At 62.6% G+C, this 16,937-nt stretch carries 16 protein-coding genes; 5 read left to right on the top strand and 11 right to left on the bottom strand.

Going from position 1 to position 16,937, the window contains the following annotated elements; genetic code table 11:
- Position 1: 1 nt before the first annotated feature.
- The 9 genes from CLU93_RS19065 to CLU93_RS19025 all read right to left on the bottom strand — a co-directional run bounded on the left by CLU93_RS19065 (position 2) and on the right by CLU93_RS19025 (position 8,807).
- Positions 2–259, bottom strand: a complete 258-nt coding sequence (locus tag CLU93_RS19065; protein WP_034750398.1) for an acyl carrier protein — start codon at positions 257–259, stop codon at positions 2–4.
- Positions 260–288: 29 nt separating this feature from the next.
- Positions 289–543: a phosphopantetheine-binding protein gene (locus CLU93_RS19060; RefSeq protein ID WP_071322591.1), complete on the bottom strand. Its 255-nt coding sequence runs from the start codon at positions 541–543 to the stop codon at positions 289–291.
- Positions 536–1,327, bottom strand: coding sequence for a lysophospholipid acyltransferase family protein (locus CLU93_RS19055; RefSeq protein ID WP_099762886.1), 792 nt, complete (start codon positions 1,325–1,327; stop codon positions 536–538). The genes CLU93_RS19060 and CLU93_RS19055 overlap by 8 nt, the downstream gene beginning before the upstream one ends.
- Complete coding sequence (locus CLU93_RS19050; RefSeq protein ID WP_099762885.1) at positions 1,320–2,081, bottom strand: beta-ketoacyl synthase chain length factor; 762 nt, start codon at positions 2,079–2,081, stop codon at positions 1,320–1,322. The genes CLU93_RS19055 and CLU93_RS19050 overlap by 8 nt, the downstream gene beginning before the upstream one ends.
- A 565-nt stretch (positions 2,082–2,646) precedes the next feature.
- On the bottom strand, positions 2,647–3,720 hold the full coding sequence (locus CLU93_RS19045) for an ABC transporter ATP-binding protein (RefSeq protein WP_099762884.1): 1,074 nt from the start codon (positions 3,718–3,720) through the stop codon (positions 2,647–2,649).
- Between the two features lie 22 nt (positions 3,721–3,742).
- Positions 3,743–5,533 carry an ABC transporter permease gene (locus tag CLU93_RS19040; protein WP_096237142.1) on the bottom strand — a complete coding sequence of 597 codons (1,791 nt, stop codon included), beginning with the start codon at positions 5,531–5,533 and terminating at the stop codon, positions 3,743–3,745.
- A gap of 78 nt (positions 5,534–5,611) precedes the next feature.
- The gene (locus tag CLU93_RS19035) at positions 5,612–6,709 is read right to left on the bottom strand and encodes an ABC transporter substrate-binding protein (RefSeq protein ID WP_099762883.1); all 1,098 of its coding nucleotides are present in this window, start codon (positions 6,707–6,709) and stop codon (positions 5,612–5,614) included.
- Between the two features lie 46 nt (positions 6,710–6,755).
- Positions 6,756–7,742, bottom strand: coding sequence for a Bug family tripartite tricarboxylate transporter substrate binding protein (locus CLU93_RS19030; protein WP_373629855.1), 987 nt, complete (start codon positions 7,740–7,742; stop codon positions 6,756–6,758).
- Between the two features lie 3 nt (positions 7,743–7,745).
- Positions 7,746–8,807: a porin gene (locus CLU93_RS19025; RefSeq protein ID WP_099762882.1), complete on the bottom strand. Its 1,062-nt coding sequence runs from the start codon at positions 8,805–8,807 to the stop codon at positions 7,746–7,748.
- Positions 8,808–9,009: 202 nt separating this feature from the next.
- Between CLU93_RS19025 and CLU93_RS19020 the strand changes: the two genes are divergently transcribed.
- The 3 genes from CLU93_RS19020 to CLU93_RS19010 are packed head-to-tail and all read left to right on the top strand — an operon-like array spanning position 9,010 to position 11,621.
- Positions 9,010–9,732: a response regulator gene (locus CLU93_RS19020; protein ID WP_099764477.1), complete on the top strand. Its 723-nt coding sequence runs from the start codon at positions 9,010–9,012 to the stop codon at positions 9,730–9,732.
- On the top strand, positions 9,729–11,231 hold the full coding sequence (locus tag CLU93_RS19015) for a sensor histidine kinase (protein ID WP_257225016.1): 1,503 nt from the start codon (positions 9,729–9,731) through the stop codon (positions 11,229–11,231). The genes CLU93_RS19020 and CLU93_RS19015 overlap by 4 nt, the downstream gene beginning before the upstream one ends.
- 36 nt (positions 11,232–11,267) lie before the next feature.
- Entirely contained in the window at positions 11,268–11,621 is a 354-nt protein-coding gene (locus CLU93_RS19010; protein WP_099762881.1) for a ribonuclease E inhibitor RraB, read from the top strand.
- 156 nt (positions 11,622–11,777) lie between these two features.
- Here the strand turns inward: CLU93_RS19010 and CLU93_RS19005 are convergent, their stop codons facing one another.
- Positions 11,778–13,100: a homoserine dehydrogenase gene (locus CLU93_RS19005; protein WP_099762880.1), complete on the bottom strand. Its 1,323-nt coding sequence runs from the start codon at positions 13,098–13,100 to the stop codon at positions 11,778–11,780.
- Between the two features lie 74 nt (positions 13,101–13,174).
- Positions 13,175–14,404, bottom strand: coding sequence for a pyridoxal phosphate-dependent aminotransferase (locus CLU93_RS19000; RefSeq protein ID WP_099762879.1), 1,230 nt, complete (start codon positions 14,402–14,404; stop codon positions 13,175–13,177).
- A gap of 420 nt (positions 14,405–14,824) precedes the next feature.
- Here CLU93_RS19000 and CLU93_RS18990 point away from each other — a divergent pair, with 420 nt between their 5' ends.
- Entirely contained in the window at positions 14,825–15,217 is a 393-nt protein-coding gene (locus CLU93_RS18990) for an Mth938-like domain-containing protein (RefSeq protein WP_099762877.1), read from the top strand.
- Positions 15,214–16,887 carry a glycosyltransferase family 39 protein gene (locus tag CLU93_RS18985; protein ID WP_099762876.1) on the top strand — a complete coding sequence of 558 codons (1,674 nt, stop codon included), beginning with the start codon at positions 15,214–15,216 and terminating at the stop codon, positions 16,885–16,887. The genes CLU93_RS18990 and CLU93_RS18985 overlap by 4 nt, the downstream gene beginning before the upstream one ends.
- Positions 16,888–16,937 lie beyond the last annotated feature (50 nt).

Here is a 16,937-nt window from a genome sequence, read left to right as displayed (position 1 = left end):
GTTATGCCGCCTGTTCCGACACCGACATCGCACGCAGCGCCTCGACCACGTCGTCGATCGTGCGGATGGTCTTGAACACTTCCGGCTGCAGGCGCTTGCCCGTCAGCTGCTTCAGCTTGACCGCCAGGTCGACCGCGTCGATGCTGTCGATATCGAGTTCGGCATACAGATTCGACTGCGGCGTCAGCGCCGCTGGATCAAGCTCGAACATTTCGGCCAGCAGCTGCACTACCCATGCGTACAGTTCATCGCGGCTCATTGCGCTCATATCTACCATTTTGCTGCTCCTTACTTCTTTCTGTGAGTGTCAACCATGGCCGCCAGCGCCCGTACCGAGGCAAAGTGGCGGCGCGTATCGGCCGAATCGGCCGACAGGGAAATGCCGTATTTTTTTTGCAGGGCGACGCCCAGTTCCAGCGCATCGATCGAATCGAGTCCCAGTCCCTCGACAAACAGGGGCGCATCCGTATCGATATCGGCAGCGCTCATGTCTTCCAGTTGCAGCGCCTCGATGATCAGTTCCTTCACTTCTTGTTCAAGCATGTTGTTCCTGTTTCCCGCTAAAATAATGTTGCAGATGAGTGGTCAAAGTGCGCGCCGCCATGACGTCGCTGGCGCCACCGCCGGTAAACTCGTCGATCGCCAGGTCGTCCTGCACGGCGATCTCGAAATGCGCGCGGCGCGCCGGCACGCGCCACCACGGCTCGCCCTTGCCCAGAGTCCTGGGCAGGCAACGTATCAGCACGGGCGTCACGTCGCGGCGGCCGCGCACGGCGATATTGGCCGCGCCCCGCTTCAGCACGACCTCGCCGCTACATGGCGTGCGCGTGCCTTCCGGAAAAATGATCAGGTTATTGCCGCGTGCCAGCGATGCCAGGCAGGCGTCCACCAGTTCGGCGCCGCCCGTGTTGTTGATATAACCGGCCGCGCGCACGGGACCGCCCGTAAACGGGTTATTCCACAAATCGGACTTGACGATGCAATCGGCCTGTTTGACATACGCCATCAGGAAAATCGTGTCGATCAGGGTCGGATGATTGGCCAGGATCAGCAAGCCGCCCCGCTTCAGCTTATCCAGGCCGTGCAAGTCATAGCGCAGCACGCCGAGAAAACGCATCAGGCCGATATACAGGCGAAAACTCCAGCCGATGATGGCGCGCGCGCAGGCAATGCGCGTCTCGCGCCGCCACACCAGCAGCTGCAGCACAGGGAACACCAGCACGCGCAGCAGCAAGCCACCGAGGCCGAAGGCGACAAAACTGAGCGCGGTCGCGATGGTACGCCAGCCTATCGACAGGCTGGCGCGAACAGCCTCCAGCTTATGCATGGCGGCTCCAGCACCATGTCTGGCGATTGGCCGCATGCTCGAACGCGCAGGCCTCACCGAGCATGAATCGCAACACGGCCAGGCTGCCCGGCATGGCGCCGGCGGCTGGCGCCAACGCATCGCCGCTGCCGCGGGCGCGCCACGTCAGACTGAAAGCGGTGCCCGGGGATTCCTCGGCCTGTAGCAGCCAGGCAAACGCATGCGGCTGCTCATGACAGTCTTCAAAGGCCTCAAATGGCACTGGCAAGGGACACTCCGCCAGCACCAGCAATACCTGCGCCGCGCCATCGGCCAGCAAGCCGCACGCTTCGATCACCGCGGCCGCGAGGCTGGCCGCACCGGCGGCGACGGCCAGCTGATTGGCCATATCGGCGCGGGCGATGGAAAACAAGCCTGCGCTGGCATTGTGCACGGCCATGCCGAACGCCGTCGGCGACAAGGGTTCGCCGTGGGCCAGCGCCGACAACAGTTCGACGGCGCGCGCCACCTCGCCATGGCGAGAACAAAAAACGAGCGGAACATCGCGCTGTTCGCCGAGGCAGGCGTACGCCACTTCGAGCGCCATCTTGCCCAGCTGACCGGCGCGGCGGCGCTGCATCGGCGCCATCGCACGCACGCCTGGCTCGCCAGCGGCAGCAATCGGCGCGACGGGCAAGGCGCTCTGCGCCCAAGCGTGCCATTGCTGCGGCGTTTCCAGGCCTGGCGCCCAGGCGGCATGTCTGACAATTGAAAAACGGACACCATCGGTGCGCATATGCATTTTCCTGAGTTCAAAAAAAGGGCGAACTCACGTCAAAACTGCGCAAAAAGCCCCGCCGGCGTTCTTTTCAAATTATAAACGATGGAAGAAAAAATAACTAAAATAAATGGCCGTGAAGCAACTTTTTAAATGTAAATACAAAATGTTTTTTAAAAAGATGCTCCGCTGTAGTTACTATTTGTAACACCTCCATCCATTATCTTCGATGGAAAAGCGGCATTCTCAGAAATAGTATTTTTTATCCATGATCACCATAAGCTGCACAGGCACCCCATGCGAGCATTATTTTTAGATAACACACGCAGCAGGCGCAGCGGCGCGGCAAACACAGTCATCGGGGATGACTGTGTTTGCCGCCAAGAGGGAAAGCTGAAAAAAGGGGATGCACATACTACCCACATATGGCGGCAGCGAGGATGAATGGGGTGTACAGCAAGGACAATACAGAGCGTTTGCTTTATGCCAGTGCCAGCCGGCCAATTCAACTGTGGCGGCCAGGCGGCCAGCGCCGCGCAGCAAGAGCAATACACTGCGCGCCGGCGTGGCCACCTCGTTACCGTTAAAACACCCAGAGTTTATCGGCCGGCATGTGCAGCCAGTACTTGCCCGCGTCGAGCTTGTGGCGCGAATACGCGCGCAGGCTGATATTCTCGGCACCGCCGCGCTCGAACAGGCATTCCCAGCGGTCGCCCAGGTACATACAGGTCAGCAGCGGCAGTTCGATGGCATTGTCGACCTGCGTGGCGCTGATCTTCACCTCCTCGACCCGGATCATGGTGGTCACGTCCGTGCCCACGTTGGCGCCGCGCGCCACGCCCTGCATGGAGGCGCCGTCGATCAGCAAGCGCACCTGATTGCCATCGCGCTGCACCACCTTGCCGGGCAGGCGGTTGTTACTGCCCATGAATTCGGCCGTAAACAAGGTGTCGGGCGTTTCATACATGCTTTGCGGCGTGCCCTGCTGCTCGATCTTGCCGTTATTCAGTAGCAAGATGCGGTCGGAAATGGCCATCGCCTCGCCCTGGTCGTGCGTCACCATCAGGGCCGACAGGCCCAGGCGCACGATCAGTTCGCGCAGGAAGGCGCGCGCTTCCTCGCGCAGCTTGGCGTCCAGGTTCGACAGCGGTTCATCGAGCAGGATCACGGGCGGGTTGTACACCAGTGCGCGGGCGATCGCCACGCGCTGCTGCTGGCCGCCTGACAGCTGATGCGGATAGCGTTCGCCCAGGTGCCCCAGGCCCAGCTGCGTCAGCACTTCCTTGATGCGCGCGGCGATCTCCGTGCTGCCCATCTTGCGCAATTTGAGGCCATAGGCGACGTTGTCGAACACGGTCTTGTGCGGCCACAGCGCGTACGACTGGAACACCAGTCCCAGATTGCGATGCTCGGCCGGCATCTCGAAGTGCTTCGCGCCATCGTAGACATTGCGCTCGCCGATCTCGATGGTGCCCGCCTTCGGGCTTTCCAGCCCGGCGACGGCGCGCAGCAAGGTGGTCTTGCCGCTGCCCGAAGGCCCCAGCAAGGCGACCACTTCGCCTTTTTTCAGGTGCATCGAGACACCTTTCAGGATCTGGTTGGCGGCAGCGCCGGTGCCGTAGTCCAGGTGCAATTCATTGACGGTCAGTTCATTCATGATGTGGTCTCAGTCTTTGTATTTAGTTATGCAGCTTGACGCCGAAGCGCAGCGCGATGCCCAGGCCGATGGCCACCAGGGTGATGTTGATGAAGGACAGTGCCGCCACCAGGTCGGTCGAGCCGCCGGCCCACAGCGATACCAGCATGGCGCCAATCACTTCCGTGCCCGGCGAGAGCAGGTACACGCCCGTCGAATATTCGCGCTCGAAGATCAGGAAGACCATCAGCCAGGCGCCCAGCAAGCCGTATTTGATCAGCGGCAGGGTGACGTCCCGCGTCACCTGGCCGCGGTTGGCGCCGACGGCGCGCGCCGCCTCTTCCAGCTCCGGCCCCACCTGCAGCAGCGCAGTGGAAATGAGGCGCATGCCGTAGGCCATCCACACCACCGAATACGCCAGCCACAGGGCGAAGATGGTGGAACGCACTTCGCGCAGCACGGGGATCACATGACCGCTCAGCCACAGGGCCACGCCGTTGTCCATGCCTTTCAGCATGCCGTCCAGCCAGGCCGGCACGAACAGGAACACCCACAGGAAGGACAGGCCGGCCAGCAGGCCCGGCACGGCGCGTGGCACCAGCACGCTGTAGTCGAGCAGGCGCGTGATGCCGTCCTGCTTGCGGTGCATGGCCAGCGCGATGAAGCTGTAGCAGCCGACGGCCAGCGCGCCGCCGACGACGCCGATCAGGATGGTGTTGACGATGCCGCGCACCAGCGACGGCTGGTCGAAAATATCGCGGAAATGCTGCAGGGTCAGCACGTCGGCCAGGTGCACGCCTTCGCCCCAGTACTGCACGAAGGAGCGCAGCACGATGCCCGTCAGCGGCAGGATGATGGTGAAAATCAGCCAGCCCGCCAGCAAGGCAAAGGCCAGCCACTTCCAGCGGCCCAGCGGCATGGCCTTGCTGCGCGCGCCCTTGCCCTTGATCGACACATACTTGTTGGCGGACTTGAGCAGCCAGCGCTGTATCATCACCAGCGGCATCGTCACCATCACCAGGCAGACGGCGACGGCAGCCATCAGGTGGTAGGACGGCGTACCGAGCTTGTTCGTCAGCTTGTACAGATAGGTCGGCAGCACCAGATGGCCTTCCGGATCACCAAGCACCAGCACCAGGCCGAATACTTCGAAGCCGAGGAAGAACACCAGCACGCCCGCATACGCCAGCGCCGGCATGATCATCGGCAGCGATACATTGAGCATCACCTGGATCGGCGAGGCACCGGCCACGCGGGCCGCTTCCTCGACATCGGAACCGAGGCTTTTCAGTGCCGACGAGGCATACAGGTAGACGTGCGGCACGTGCGTCAGGCCGGCGATAATGACGATGCTGGTGAACGAGTAAATATTCCAGGGCACGAAGCCGAGCAGCTCCTTGGCCCAGATCGAGTAAAAGCCCACGGGACCCATCGAGACGACATAGCCAAAGCCCATCACCATCGGCGAGACAAAGATCGGCACCAGCAGCATCGGCGCCACCCAGCCGCGTCCCGGCAAATCGGTGCGCACCATCAGGAAGGCCAGCATGCCGCCCAGCGGCACGGCGATGACGGTCAGGCCGAAGGCCAGCATCAGGCCATTCTTGAAGGCCATGGCGAAATCGGGATCATCGAAGATGAAACGGTAAGAGTCAAAGCCGAATTCGCGCACCGGCATGAAAAACGGCGCGTTCAAAAAGCTCTGGTAAAAAATCAGGAACAGCGGCAGGAAAATGGCGATCAGCGTGATCGTCACGACCACACCGCGCGACCAGTTCAGGCGCGACAAGGGAGAGCGCGACCGTGCAGGCAGCGGCAAGATGGCAGTTTGCATGATGAATCCAATGAATGAAGGGTGCTGCGTGTGCCCGCAAGCCAGGCTCGCGGGCGGCCAAGACGGCGTTGGCTATTCCTACTTCTTGCCGGCTGTTTCTTTCCACTGTTTCAGGAAGGCCATGCGCTTGGCCGGTCCCAGAAATTGCAGGATGATCGGGTGCACGGGAATCGGCTTGACGTTGGCCGCGCCGATTTGCTTGATCAGGTCAGCCGACGTGGTTTCGCCCGTGACGTCGGCGCGGATGGCGAACAGCTTGGCGCCGTTGGCGATGATGGTCTGGCCGCGGTGCGACAGGATGTAATCGAGCCACAGCTTGCTGGCGTTGACGTTCTTCGCGTTCTTGTTGATGAACTGCACGCGCGACAGGATCAGGGTGTAATCCTTGGGCAGCACCACGCCGATCGATGGGTCGGTCTTGGCGCGCACCAGGGCATACGAGCCCAGTACGTTGTAACCGATCAGGTTTTCACCCGAGGAGATACGCTCCATCATGGTGCCAGTCGACGACTGCACGCGCACCTTGGCGGTACCAAACGCATTTTCCAGCGCCAGGAATTGCGGATATTCCTTGGCATCCTGCGCCATGAACATGAAGCCCACGCCCGACTTTTCGATGTCGTAGGTGGTGACCTTGTCCTTGAATTTCGGCGTGGCGATCAGCTTGACGAAGTCGTCGTGGTTCTTCGGCACTTCCTTCGGGTCGAGCAAACGCTTGTTGTAGACGATGGCGGCCGGCTCGAACGTGGTGCCATAAGCCTGGTCATCCCACATGGCCCAGCCCGGAATTTTCGCCGCTTCGACGGATTTGTACTTGAGCGCGTAGCCATCCGAGGCCAGGCGCATCTGCAAATCCATCGCCGACGACCACATCACGTCAGCCGTGTTGCCGCCAGCGGCCACTTCGGAAATGAAGCGGTTGTACACCTCGGTGGAATTCATGTCGTTGTATTCGACCGAAATGCCCGGATACAGGGCGCTGAAGTCCTTGATCAGCGGCGCGGCGGCCTTGCTGTCGGTGGCGCTGTAGATCACCACCTTGCCTTCCTTCTTGGCCGCATCGACGATCTTCTGGTAATCGGCCGGATAGCCGGGCGGCACTTGCGCAACAGCGGCGCCGGCCAGGCTGGCAAACGCGGTGGCAATGGCGGCTTGAAGCAGGGTCTTGGTTTGCATGGGGTTGTCTCCGTCTGTGAAATAGTTTTTTTAAATGGAATGCCGTTCAGCGCATCAGGCCAAGCTCATTCGCCTGCCTCGCATACTCGTCGACCGCTTTCCTGACATACGCGGTCAGCTTCGGCCCCGTCAGGGCAAACGGGTACAGGCCTGCCTGCGCGCGCCATTCGGCGAACTGCGGCGTGGCCATGGCACGCTCAAAGGTGGCCACCCAGCGCTGGTAGTCCGCCTCGGGCACCTGCGGCCCCATCCACACGCCGCGGATGATGGGCCAGACCACGTCGACGCCCTGCTCGCGCGCCGTCGGCACACCGGCCAGCACACCGGGCAGGCGTTTTTCCGACAGCACGGCCAGCACGCGCGCATGGTTGGCGCCGGCGTTCAGAGTGGCTTCGGACGTGTCGCCCGAGACCACCTGCACATAGTCGGCCTGCATCGCCGTAAACACTTCGCCGCCGCCTTCGAGGGCGACGAAGCGCAGCACTTTCGGGTCGATGCCGGCATGGCGTGCCACCAGCGCCATCTTCAGCCAGTCCTGGCTGCCGATGGTGCCGGAGACGCCGATCAGCACCTTGTCCGGATGCTGGCGCAGCGCGGCGATCAGGTCGGCCAGGCTTTTATAGGGCGAATCGCTGCGCACGGCGATCATGCCGTAGTCGGCGCCCAGCGCCGCCACCCAGCGCACGTCGCCCGCCTTCGCATTGCCGAACTTGCCCTGCGCCAGATTGAGCAACGAGCCGCCCGAAAAGGCCACCAGGGTGTTCGCTTCCGCGCGGCGGCGCTGCGAGCCCATCGAGTGCCAGGCCACCGCGCCGATGCCGCCGGGCAGGTAACTGATGCGCATGGGACCTGCAGCAGCTGCCACGCCCTCCTGCGCCAGGCCTTTTTTCGCCAGCTTGCACGTCAGGTCCATGGCGCCGCCCGGCTTGGACGGCACCACGCATTCGACCGGCGCTGGCGTCGCCACCTGTGCCCCGGCAAGAACGGGCAGCAGGCATGGCAGCAACAGGAACAGGGAGCGCAGCATGATCATGGCTTAGAAGCGGTGCTGGATGCCGGCGATCAGGCCGCGCTGCGTGTCGCCGAAGCCGGCATCGTCACGCGACAGGCTGACCAGCTGCTTGTGCTTGGCCTTGGCGTAGGCGCCTGCCACGTACAGGTCGGTGCGCTTGGACAGCGCATAGCGCACGCGCGCCACGTACATGATCGGATCGGCATCCGTATTGGCGGCCACGTTCTTCACGTCCTGGTAGTAGATGGCGCCCGTCAGGGTGATGACCGGCGTGGTCTTGTAGCTGACGCCGCCCCAGTACAGGGTGCCGCGCACGTCGGCCTTGCCGGCGGCTGCCGGATCGAGCTTGTAGTCGCGCGCCGCCGCCTGCACTTTCCACGGGCCGTCGTCATACATGGCGCCCAGGTGATACACGGTGGTCTTGTCGCGCGCGCCGCCGGCGATGGCATTGCCGTTCACCTGTTCATACGTGGCCAGCAGGCTGACAGGTCCGGTCTTGTAGGTGAGGGCCGTCGACAGCTTGGCGCTGTCCGAATTGCCCGTCGACTGTTCGCCGAAGCCGTACGATGCACCGTAGCTGAAGCCGCCCGTCTTGCCCGAGTACTTGACCATGTTGTCGAAGGCCGTCGTCATGCCGTATTTGCTCGGGCCCGTCGCGTTGGCCGAGGTGGCCCACGAGTAGAACGGCGCATAGGCCATCGGATCGAACGGCAGCACGAAGTCATACACTGTGGTAAACGAGCGTCCCAGCACGACGCGGCCAAAAGCGCCTTCCAGGCCCACATTGGCCTGGCGCTTGAACAGCGCACCATCGGCCGCGCCCGTGTCGACCAGGATCCCGCCTTCCAGATTGAACACGGCTTTCAGGCCACCACCGAGGTCTTCACTGCCCAGGATGCCCCAGCGCGAGGTGTTCATGCCGCCGGAGCTCACTTGCGTCACCGAGCTTTTGTTCGGACCGGCGTTGCTGGTATTGCTGATGCCGGCGTCCAGGCGGCCGTACAGGGTGACGTTCGACTGGGCGTGGGCACTGCCGGCAGCGGCGAGCACCGCCATGGCGGCCAGCGAGAATGCAGTTTTTTTCATGTAAAGTGTCTCCCTTAGATATAGTTATTGGTGATATGCCTGATTCATTTCGTGAATCAGGATCACACTATATGAGCGCCAGCCTTTCAATTGGCTTTCAGCATGACAGGTGTCGCCGGCCAGCCACAAGGGGCGCAAACATATTCCTCGCCGCCCCTGCCGCCAGGCTTACACTGCATCATTTCAACGAATGGCGGAGACCATGCGCATATTATTAGTGGAAGACCATCTGGAGCTGTCGCACTGGCTGGCAAAGGCCCTGCGCGACGCGCACCTGACGGTGGAGACCGCCCACAACGGCGCCGATGCCGACGCCCTGCTGCACACACAGGAATACTCGCTGGTGCTGCTCGACCTGACCCTGCCGAAGATGGACGGCCTGGACGTGCTGCGCCGCCTGCGCGCGCGCGGCGGCACGCGCGGCAAGACTCCCGTCATGATACTCACGGCGCGCGGCGGCCTCGATGACAAGGTACAAGGCCTGAACTTGGGCGCCGACGACTACCTGGCCAAGCCGTTCGAACTGGCCGAACTGGAAGCGCGCGTGAAAGCCCTGCTGCGCCGCAGCCAGGGCAACGAGGCGCTGGTGCACAGCTGCGGCGCGCTCAGTTTCGACACCGTCACGCGCATGTTCAGCTATGCCGGCGCCCCTTTTCCCCTGACCCCGCGCGAACACGCGGTGCTCGAGGCGCTGATCACGCGCTCGGGGCGCGCCGTGTCGAAGGAAAAGCTGTTCGACGAAGTCTTCGCGCTGGCCGACGACGTCAACCTGGACGCCATCGAACTGTACATCCACAGGGTACGTAAAAAACTTGAAAACGGCGTGGAAGCCGGTTCGCCCGACGGCGCCGTCATCACCACCCTGCGCGGCATCGGCTACCTGCTGCAGCCGCGCAGCGCCATGGCGCCGGCTACGCCAAAATGACCGTGCGCGCCCCACGCCTGCCCCTGTTCGAGCGCCTGCGCCAGCGCTGGGCGCAGGGCCGGCCATTGGGCAGCCTGCGCAACCAGTTGCTGCGCTGGCTGCTCATCCCGCTGGTGATGCTGGTGCTGCTCGACGCTTTTTTTGTCTACCGCAATGCACTCGACGCGGCCGACATGGCCTACGACCGCTCCTTGCTGGCGTCGACGCGGGCGCTGGCCGAAAGAGTCTCCATCGTCGGCGGCAAGGTGGTGGCCGAAGTGCCTTACGTGGCGCTCGACAGCTTCGAGACCGACACCCTGGGCCGCATCTATTACAAGGTCACGGGCATCAACGGCGAACTGGTCTCGGGCTATGGCGACTTGCCGCCCGTGCCGAAAAACGTGCCCCGCTCGCAGAACTACCCGGCCCTGGTGCGCTTCTACCACGCCGACTACCACGGCAAGCCGATCCGCATCGCCGCCCTGCTGCAACCCGTGTATGACGACTCGATGCGCGGCATTGCCCTGATCCAGGTGGCGGAAACGCTCGATGCGCGGCGCGGCCTGTCGAACCAGATCCTGTTCGATACCCTGAGCTGGCAGGCGGCGATGATACTGGTGATGGGCGCGCTCGTATGGTTTGCCGTGCGCCTGGTGCTGCGGCCGCTGATGCGCCTGAAAACGGAAGTCGAGACACGCACCCTGTCCGACCTGTCCGACGTCGATCCCGCGCTGGTGCACAAGGAAATGCGCCCGCTGGTGAGCGCCATGAACGGCTCCATGTCGCGCCTGCAGCAACTGATCGCCAGCCAGCGCCGTTTCATCGCCGACGCCTCGCACCAGCTGCGCACGCCGTTGACGGTGCTGAAAACCCAGGCCGAACTGGCCATGCGCGAATGCGACCGCCAGGCCGGCACGCCGTCCGACATGGCCGCCCTGCGCGACATCGTGCGTTCGATCGCCGCCACCACCGATTCGACCGTGCTGCTGGCCAACCGCCTGCTGACCCTGGCGCGCATCGAGCATGGCGGCGACAGCCTGGCCATGGATACCGTCGCGCTGCGCGACGTGGCACAGCAGGTAGGGCTGGAAATGGCCATGACTGCCGTCGGCAAGCATATCGATTTATCGCTGGAAGCGCCCGACGACGCGCCCGTACATGGCCAGGCCTTGCTGCTGCACGAACTGCTGGCCAACCTGGTCGACAATGCCCTGCGCTACACACCGCACGGCGGCAGCGTGATCCTGCGCGTGCACGCGGCACAAGCGGGGCGCGGCGCGGTACTGGAAGTGGAGGACAGCGGCGCCGGCATCGCGCCTGCGGAACGCGAACGCGTGCTGACGCCGTTCTACCGGGTCGGTGCGGCACTCGAGAGCAACCCTGGCGGCGCGGGGCTGGGCCTGGCCATCGTGCGCGACATCGCTGCCCTGCATGGGGCACGGCTGGAACTGGCCACGGCGGCGAATGGACATGGATTGAAGGTCGGCGTGTATTTCGCGCCCGGCGCCAGTCGATGCTAAGATCGCGCCCTGAGATTTTAATGAAGGCCCACTGCCATGATGACCAAAGAAGACGTAACCGAACTGTTTGCCAATATCGCCGAAAACGCGCCGTGGGACCTGTCCCAGCCGCTGCTGTGGGGCTATTACTTCACCAATCCCACGTCCGAACCGCTGGAGCAGGCCGCCACCTTGCTGGCGCTGCAAGGCTACCGCCCGGTGGAACTGTACCAGCCCGAACTGGACGACCCGGCCGCCGCCCCCGTGTGGGTGCTGCACGTGGAAAAGGCCGAAGTACACAGCGTCGACAGCCTGCACGCGCGCAATGGCGAATTGATGGCGTTTGCCCAGGAAAACCAGTTGGCCAGCTATGACGGCATGGACGTGGGTCCGGTCGGTACCGCAGCGTAGGTCGGATTAGGTCCGAAGGACCGTAATCCGACAGCACCATCGGCCACGCCAACAATGTTGTCGGATTACGTGCGGCCTTGCCGCACTAATCCGACCTACATCACAAACGCAAAACGGCGCCCGCGGGCGCCGTTTTGCGTGGCTCGCTGACAACGCTCAGCTGAGGTTTTCCAGGCGGATCTTGGTGACCGTGCCCACCACGCTATTCAACGCTTCCATCTTTTCGATGGCGGCCGTGACGTTCTTTTCCTGCGTCTGGTGCGTCAGCATGATGATGTCCGTATGCGTCTCGCCCTCGGCCGGCTCTTTTTGCAGCATCGCATCGATCGAGATGCCGCGCTCGGCCAGGATGCGCGTCAGGTCGGCCAGCACGCCCGGCTGGTCGGCCACGTGCATGCGCAGGTAGTAGCTGGTGGTGATTTCCGACATCGGCAGGATGGCGATGTCGGTCATCGCGTTCGGCTGGAACGCCAGGTGCGGCACGCGGTGTTCCGGATCGGCCGTGGCCAGGCGCGTGATGTCGACCAGGTCGGCGATCACCGACGAGGCGGTCGGCTCGGCGCCCGCGCCGCGGCCCGAGTACAGGCTGGCGCCGACGGCGTCGCCGTGCACCAGCACCGCATTCATGGCGCCTTCCACATTGGCGATCAGGCGCTTGGCCGGGATCAGGGTCGGATGCACGCGCAGCTCGATGCCTTCCACGCCATTCACGGTGGCGCGCTTGGTGATACCGAGCAGCTTGATGCGGTAGCCCAGCTGCTCTGCGTAGCGGATGTCGACGGCATTGAGGTTGCTGATGCCTTCCACGTAAGCCTTGTCGAACTGCACCGGGATGCCGAAGGCGATGGCCGACATGATGGTGGCCTTGTGCGCGGCGTCGACGCCTTCGATGTCGAAGGTGGGATCGGCTTCCGCGTAGCCGAGTTCCTGCGCCTGTTTCAGCACCGTGGCGAAATCGAGGCCCTTGTCGCGCATTTCGGACAGGATGAAATTGGTGGTGCCGTTGATGATGCCGGCGATCCATTCGATGCGGTTGGCCGTCAAGCCTTCGCGCAACGCCTTGATGATGGGGATGCCGCCGGCGACGGCCGCTTCGAAGGCCACCATCACGCCCTTGTCCTGGGCGGCGGCAAAGATTTCGTTGCCGTGCACGGCCAGCAGGGCCTTGTTGGCCGTCACCACGTGCTTGCCGTTGGCAATCGCTTGCAGCACCAGGGTTTTCGACAGGTCGTAGCCGCCGATCAGTTCGACGACGATGTCGATCTCGGGATCGTTGACGATGAGCATCGGGTCATTGACGACCTTGCAGGCGCCGGCGACCAGTGCTTCGGCGCGCGCCACGTCGCGCACGGCGACGGCGACGACTTCAATGCCGCGGCCCGCGCGGCGCTTGATTTCTTCCTGGTTGCGTTTCAGGACGCTGAACGTGCCGTAACCGACATTGCCCAGGCCCAGCAGGCCGATCTTGATGGATTTCATAGTTGTGCTTGACTGCTCATAAGTGGCGCCCCCTTTGGGCGGCGCCAGGTTGATCGAGATTGCTGCTGGCTGATTCAGCCCCGGCCGTGACGCTTGCGGTAACCTTCGAGGAAGCGCGCGATGCGCCCCATGGCCTCGGTCAGGTCATCGGAGTTGGGCAGGAAAACGACGCGGAAATGGTCGGGCGCGATCCAGTTGAACCCCGTGCCCTGCACGATCAGGACCTTCGCTTCGGCCAGTAATTCATAGGCAAACTGCTGGTCGTCGGCGATCGGGTAGATCTCCGGGTCCAGGCGCGGGAACATGTACAGAGCGGCCTTCGGCTTGACACAGGTGACGCCCGGAATATCGGTCAGCAGCTTGTGCGCCAGGTCGCGCTGTTTCAACAGGCGCCCGCCGGGCCCCACCAGGTCTTGTATGCTCTGGTAGCCGCCAAGCGCCGTCTGGATGGCAAACTGCCCCGGCGCATTGGCGCATAGCCGCATCGAGGCCAGCATGTTGAGGCCCTCGATGTAATCTTTTGCATGGCGCTTTTCGCCCGAGACCACCATCCAACCGGAACGGTAGCCGCAGGAGCGGTAATTCTTCGACAGGCCGTTCATGGTGATGAACAGCACGTCGTCGGCCAGTGAGGCGATCGACACGTGCTCGGCTTCGTCGTACAGCACCTTGTCGTAGATCTCGTCGGCGAAAATGATCAATTGGTGCTGGCGCGCCAGGTCGACGATCTGCTGCAGCACGGAAACCGGGTACAGCGCGCCGGTGGGATTGTTCGGGTTGATGACGACGATGGCTTTCGTGTGCGGCGTGATCTTGCGGCGCATGTCCTCGATGTCGGGATACCACTCGTTCTGCTCATCGCACACATAATGCACGGGATTGCCGCCCGACAGGCTGACGGCGGCCGTCCACAGCGGGTAGTCGGGCGCCGGCACCAGCACTTCGTCACCACTGTTGAGCAGGGCGTTCATCGACATGACGATCAGTTCGGAAGCGCCGTTGCCCAGGTAAATGTCATCGATGGTCACGCCGGCGATATTCTTGCCCTGCGTGTAATGCATGACGGCCTTGCGCGGCGCGAACATGCCTTTCGAATCCGTATAGCCGGCCGCGTTCTGCAGATTGAGCATCATGTCGCGCACGATTTCATCGGGCGGATCGAAGCCGAATACGGCCAGATTGCCGATATTGAGCTTGGTGATCTTGTGGCCCTCTTCTTCCATTTGCCTGGATTTTTCCAGGACCGGGCCGCGGATGTCGTAGCAGACATCCGCCAATTTATTCGATTTCTGAATCGGTCGCAAAATAAATCCCTGTCGTGATGCGGCGCGGCCGGCCTACGCTTGCAGCATGAAAGCCGCGCCAGAACTGTGAACCCGTGAGACTGCAATGCGAAAACAACCATTCTCGCCGAAAGCAGGCCATTTTATCAAATTAAACATGGCAAATTGCAGCATTTCTCGCCGTTTATGCCACGCTGTCCGGCACGTGCGTGCTTTTCCCAGCGGACGCTCTTCATCTTCTCTTAATCTTCGCCTACTACTATGGCAAGCACTGCCTGCCACTGTTGCGCAAAAAAATTGCCCATAGATTGCAAATTGGAAAGGATGTTGCTTTTCAGTCGCTCTTTCCTGTCATTTATGGCATGCTTACGCCCTTGGCCGCAGCGCGCATCCGAACAGCGCGCGCACCGATCAACCGACACGAACAGCCCCGACATCGCCATGAAACTGCATGCCAGCAGCACCCAACAATACCAAACCGTCACAGGCTACGATGAAAATGGTGTGGAGATCAATGCCCAGCCGTACAACTACAGCCTGATCGTCATGCCGGAAACGCCGCCACGCGCGTGGGAAGTCGACAGTTTCGATGAATTGACCGAGGCGCATTTCGCGCAAATCCTCGCCGACGCGCCCGACGTGGTCATCCTCGGCACGGGCGAGCGCCAGCGTTTCGTGCATCCGAAGCTGACGGCCGCGCTGACCATGCGCCGCATCGGCGTCGAGTGCATGGATAGCCAGGCCGCCTGCCGCACCTACAACATCCTGATGGGCGAAGGCCGCAAAGTCACCCTGGCCCTGATCCTGGCTCCCGGCGCAGGCAGCGCCACATGAAAATCAATGTCAACGAACTGCACAGCTCGCGGCTGCTGATGTGGTCCTTGCTGGGCATCTTCATCGTCGTCACCCTGTATGCGCTGGGCGTGCGTACCCTGGTGCCGCCCGACGAGGGCCGCTACGCCGAGATGGCGCGCGAAATGTTCGTCACGGGCGACTGGATCACCACGCGCCTGAACGGCATCAAATACTTTGAAAAGCCGCCGCTGCAAACGTGGATGAATGCACTCAGCTTTGCCGCCTTCGGCCTGGGCGAATGGCAGGCGCGCCTGTGGACGGGCCTGTGCGGCATCATCGGCGTGTGCATGACGGCCTATGCTGGCAAGAAGGTCTTTGGGCCGCGCGTGGGCTTGTATGCCGGCCTGGTGCTGGCGTCGAGCCTGTTCTGGCTCGCTTCCGGCCAGATCAATTCGCTGGACATGGGCCTGTCGGGCATGATGACCATCGTGCTGATGAGCCTCTTGATCGCCCAGCGCGACGAGGCCACCCCCACCGAGCGGCGCAACTGGATGCTGCTGTGCTGGGCAGGCATGGCGCTGGCCGTGCTGGCCAAGGGGCTGATCGGCGTCGTGCTGCCGGGCGCCGTGCTGGTGCTGTATTCGCTGTGTGCGCGCGACTGGCGCATCTGGACCCGCTTGCATCTGGTCAAGGGCTTGCTGGTGTTTTTCGCCATCGCCACGCCATGGTTCGTGCTGGTGGCCCTGCGCAATCCGGAGCAACCGCATTTCTTCTTCATCCACGAGCATTTCCAGCGTTTCCTGATGAAGGGTCACAAGCGCGAAGGCGCCTGGTACTACTTCCTGGTCCTGCTCATTCCCGGCATCCTGCCATGGCTAGGCGTGCTGCCGCAAAGCCTGGCTGCCGCCTTCAAGCGCCAGGAAGGCACCTTCCAGCCCCGTTTGATGGTGCTGATCTGGGCCCTGTTCATCACTTTCTTCTTCAGCTACTCGACCTCGAAGCTGCCCGGCTACATCGTGCCGATCTTCCCCGCGCTGGCGCTGCTGATTGCGCTATTCCTGGAGTCGGCCTCGCGCCGCCAGCGCATGCTGGCCGCCGGCCTGCTGTGCGTGCTGGGCGCCGCCATCCTGATCGGCGGACCGATCGCCTTCGGCAAGGCCAGCGCGCGCGATGCGGAAGCCCTGATCGCGCTGAAAGGCTACCAGCCGTGGCTGATGGCAGCCGGCTTCTTCGCCCTGGCAGGCGGCGCCCTGGCCTTGCTGCATGCGCGCCAGCTGCGCCGCGACATGACCGTGCTGACCATCGCCGGCGCCGGCTTCCTGGCCACGCACTGCATCCTGGCCGGCTCCGAACTGTATGGCCAGAACCGCGCGGGCACCGACATGCTGCCGCAGATCCAGGCCGAGCTGAAGGCCGATACCAAGCTCTATTCGGTCGGCATCTATGAACAGTCGCTGACGTATTATCTGCAGCGGCCCGTGATCCTCGTCGATTACTGGGATGAGTTCACGTTTGGCCTGAAACAGCAGCCGGAACTGTCCATTCCGAGCATCGAGCCTTTCATCACGCAGTGGACGAACGATGCCAACGCCGGCGTGCACGACATGGCCATTATCAGCCTGAACCGTTACAAGGAATTGCAACAACGTGGCGTACCCATGCGTGTCGTTGCCGAAGATGCGCGCCGCATGGTCATTGCCAACAAGTAAATATTTAAAGGGGCGCGAAGCAGCACGGATCGCGCCCCCGGCCAGCCTGC

The organism is Janthinobacterium sp. 35 (genome assembly GCF_002754575.1).
Classification (GTDB): domain Bacteria; phylum Pseudomonadota; class Gammaproteobacteria; order Burkholderiales; family Burkholderiaceae_D; genus Janthinobacterium; species Janthinobacterium tructae.
Note: the sequence above shows the minus strand (reverse complement) of the source record. Positions and strands in the feature narration are given on the sequence as shown.